Here is a 3872-nt window from a genome sequence, read left to right on the forward strand (position 1 = left end):
TTCTGGCTGACGGAGGAGACGGTCAATGGCAACCCCGTCACCTTCGACTACGACGACGACGGCCTGCTCACCCAGGCCGGTGCACTGGGGCTCACCCGCGATACCGACCACGGCCTCGTCACCGCCACGAGCCTCGCCACGCTCACCGGCAGCCGTGGCTACAACGCCTTCGGCGAGCTCGCCGAGCGCGCGGTCACGGAGAGCGGCACCACGCTCTACGACGTCGCCTACACCCGCGACAAGCTCGGCCGCATCGTCGAGAAGACCGTCACCCTAGCCGGGGAAACGCACACCCTCAGCTACGACTACGACACCGCCGGCCGCCTCACCGATGTCTACCGCGACGGCACCGAGGTGCACGGCTATAGCTACGACGCCAACGGCAACCGCACCGCCTACACCGGCACCTTCGGCGATGCCAGCGGCGCCTACGACGCCCAGGACCGGCTGACGAACTACGCCGGTGCCACCTATACCCACAACGCCGCCGGCTACCGTACGTCGAAGACGACCTCGGCGGGCACCACCGAGTACGACTACGACGCCATGGGCAATCTCCGCGGCGTCACGCTGGCGGACGGCACCGCCATCGAATACGTCATCGACGGCCAGGACCGCCGCATCGGCAAGCGCGTCGACGGCCAGCTCGTCAAAGGTTGGCTCTACCGCGACCAGCTCAACCCCGTCGCGGAGCTCGACAAATCAGGCAATGTGGTCGCCCGCTTCGTCTACGCCGACAAGGCGAACGTGCCCGCCTACATGATCAAGGGCGGCACCACGTACCGCCTCATCTCCAACCACCTCGGCAGCGTGCGCCTGGTGGTGAACACCGACACCGGCGACATCGCCCAGCGCCTCGACTACGGCCCCTTCGGCCAGGTCACCGAAGACACCAACCCCGGCTTCCAGCCGTTTGGCTTCGCCGGCGGGCTCTACGATCCGGACATCGGCCTCGTGCGCTTCGGAGCGCGGGACTATGATCCGGAAGTGGGGCGGTGGACCGCGAAGGATCCGATACTGTTTGCGGGAAGCGATGCGAACCTATACGGCTATTCCTTGCGCGATCCGATTAACCTCCTTGATCCAAATGGTTTGCAGGGAAGTGGGTACGGAGACTTCGTCCAAGGTATGACGGGTATGCCCGCGGACCAGTTGCCGACGACGCAGGCCGGAGCGGACAATATGAGCCGGTCTTTAATGCCAAATGAAAACATTATTGGCCATTATGGTGACGCTTTGACCACTGCAGGCCTAATGGCTATGCCCATTCCCGGAGGGCGTTTGGCCGGGGGTGGTCGCGTAGTGGGCACCATCGGCCGGGCGGCCTTTTGTAAGCTGCCATTTAGGATGCAGGAGCAGTTCTTTCTCAAACAAGGAAAGGTGTTGGACTTTGTCGATGGTTATATGACATCTGGTCCGTATCCTGCCTCGCGCCACGGGGCCGCTGGCTTTCTCACTACTGTCTTAGAGGAGACTGTCAGTGACTAGATCAACTGTGCTCAAGGCTCTGGGAAAAAGGGCTTGGGAATTTTTCATCGGTGCCGGCCTTGTCGCTATCGGCGTAGACTTCATGGAGGGTGAAAGTTTTTCGAGCTGGAAGTATGGCCAAGTTGGATATGGTGAGTATCAGGTTTATGTGGGGGCGTTTTTCGCGGTATTTGGGGGTGTGGTCATTGTCATGGCGTTGTGGGCGTCGTGGCGAGAAATCAGGTCCATAAACAGGTGATTGGAGTTGAAGTCGAAATATGGGAGGCGTCCACCACGATGGCACCTAGGTGCACGGCTATAGCTACGACGCCAACGGCAATCGCACCGCCTACACGGGCACCTTCGGCGATGCCACCGGCGCCTACGATGCCCAGGACCGGCTGACGAACTACGGCGACGCCACCTACAGCCACGACGCCGCCGGCTACCGCACGTCCAAGACGACCGCGGCAGGCACCACCGAGTACGACTACGATGCCATGGGCAACCTGCGCGGTGTCACGCTGGCGGACGGCACGGCTATCGAATACGTCATCGACGGCCAGGACCGCCGCATCGGCAAACGCGTCGACGGCCAGCTCGTCAAAGGCTGGGTTTACCGCGACCAGCTCAACCCCGTCGCGGAGCTCGACAAATCAGGCAATGTGGTCGCCCGCTTCGTCTACGCCGACAAGGCGAACGTGCCCGCCTACATGATCAAGGGCGGCACCACGTACCGCCTCATCTCCAACCACCTCGGCAGCGTGCGCCTGGTGGTGAACACCGACACCGGCGACATCGCCCAACGCCTCGACTATGGGCCGTTCGGCCAGGTCACCGAGGACACCAACCCCGGCTTCCAGCCGTTCGGTTTTGCCGGCGGGCTCTACGATCCGGACACCGGCCTCGTGCGCTTCGGCGCGCGGGACTATGATCCGGAAGTGGGGCGGTGGACGGCGAAGGATCCGATCCTATTCGTCGGAGGTGATACTAACCTTTACGGATACGTGCTCTATGATCCGGTTAATGAATTAGATCCCAACGGACTTAGCGCAAGACGGAAAATTCTTGAGGCGATTATAACAGTTGTCGTCAATCTGTCGGATCCGGACCCTGATGTGCTAAAAGGCAGAGAGCCTCGTGACCCAAAAAGGGATTCAACCGTGCAGATGGAAAATGAGAGGAAGCAGCGGAATAACAAGAATAAGGGTGAAAAGAGACGTGGGAAGGCCGGCAAGCTGAAAGGCTTTCTTCTTCCTTTTGTTGATACATTGACCATCCAGATTTTGCGGATTCAGTGTGCCGGTGGAGCGTTAGGCGCTTGTAAGATGTTAGAGAATTTGGGCGAAATGCCGGAAGACCCTTTCATGTGTCCGACGTGAACGCGTGAGGCTCTATGCTCAGTGACGATTTGGAAGAAGCGGACCGGCTATATGCGAACGGAAACGCGGTGGATGCATTTCCGACTTATAAGGCGGCGGCGCTCGCTGGGTCTTCCCAGTGCCAGAGAATCGTTGGATGGATGTATTATTTGGGAGAAGGGGTCGGAAAAGATATCTTGGCAGCAGAAAGTTGGTTTAAGAAGTCTGCTGTGTCCGGAGATATTGAGGGGAAGTTTGGGTGGGGGTGTGTGGAACTGTCTCTGTGTAAATATGAAGAGGCGCAACGGATCTTTGGAGAGTTGGCGCAGGCACGGTTTCCGCCTGCGGTGTTTCGTTTAGGTTGGATGGAGGAAAAGGGCTGTGGGCGTGATGTCAATATCCAATTGGCGCTCAAATGGTATCGGGAAGCCGCGAGTCTAGGTAATCTGGAAGCAGAAAAAAGATTCGCTGTCATGACTTTGAAAGGTTGGCGGGGTGTCGTTAGGGTTCCTGTCGGGTTTTTTTTGTATGTAAGATTTTTTTTCCGCTTAGTCGTGGTTGCGATCGATGGTTCCCATCGGATTGAGCTCTTAAGGTAGCTGAAAAACGCGCCCACAGCGCCTTTCAATATTCGGAGGCTAATGTCTGGCATTTGATGGTGCGGTCTCGGAGTGTTGCAATTTCCCTCACTCCGGCAATCCGGTTGTTCTGTAAGGAGTGCCTGTGGAACTTCCGCCATTCGATTTGGGATGATGGATGGACTCCTCCCACCGCGTTATTCGGCACCCGGGTGCCATGCTGGAAGTGCGGCTTTCAGCAACGACGGACAGGAGGGGCCCATGAACACCAGTATGACCATCGCCGTGGACCTGGCTAAAACCGTCTTCGAGATCGCCGTGGCCGATGGTCACGGCCAGATCCTCGAGCGCCAACGACTGAGCTGCGCTCAGTTTCAACGCTTCTTCCATACTAATCCTTTAGAAAGTAATGTCATGTGCAATCGTGTATCGACAAGCTGGGTGATGGAAGAACGATTGCACCAAT

General features: G+C 58.4%; 4 protein-coding genes and 1 pseudogene. All 5 read left to right on the forward strand.

Going from position 1 to position 3872, the window contains the following annotated elements:
* The coding region (locus ACPEES_RS22895; RefSeq protein WP_435106734.1) for an RHS repeat-associated core domain-containing protein at window positions 1–1488 on the forward strand (1488 nt) is incomplete at its 5' end.
* A complete protein-coding gene (locus tag ACPEES_RS22900; RefSeq protein ID WP_435106736.1) occupies window positions 1481–1726 on the forward strand; it encodes a hypothetical protein in 246 nt (81 codons plus the stop codon). The genes ACPEES_RS22895 and ACPEES_RS22900, both read left to right, overlap by 8 nt.
* 49 nt (window positions 1727–1775) lie before the next feature.
* Window positions 1776–2849, forward strand: a complete 1074-nt coding sequence (locus ACPEES_RS22905) for an RHS repeat domain-containing protein (RefSeq protein ID WP_435106738.1) — start codon at window positions 1776–1778, stop codon at window positions 2847–2849.
* Window positions 2850–2863: 14 nt separating this feature from the next.
* Window positions 2864–3427: a tetratricopeptide repeat protein gene (locus tag ACPEES_RS22910; protein WP_435106740.1), complete on the forward strand. Its 564-nt coding sequence runs from the start codon at window positions 2864–2866 to the stop codon at window positions 3425–3427.
* A gap of 240 nt (window positions 3428–3667) precedes the next feature.
* Window positions 3668–3872, forward strand: a pseudogene (locus ACPEES_RS22915) (hypothetical protein); the annotation flags it as partial.

It is taken from the genome of Arhodomonas sp. AD133 (assembly GCF_051195215.1).
In the GTDB taxonomy this organism is placed as follows: Bacteria; Pseudomonadota; Gammaproteobacteria; order Nitrococcales; family Nitrococcaceae; genus Arhodomonas.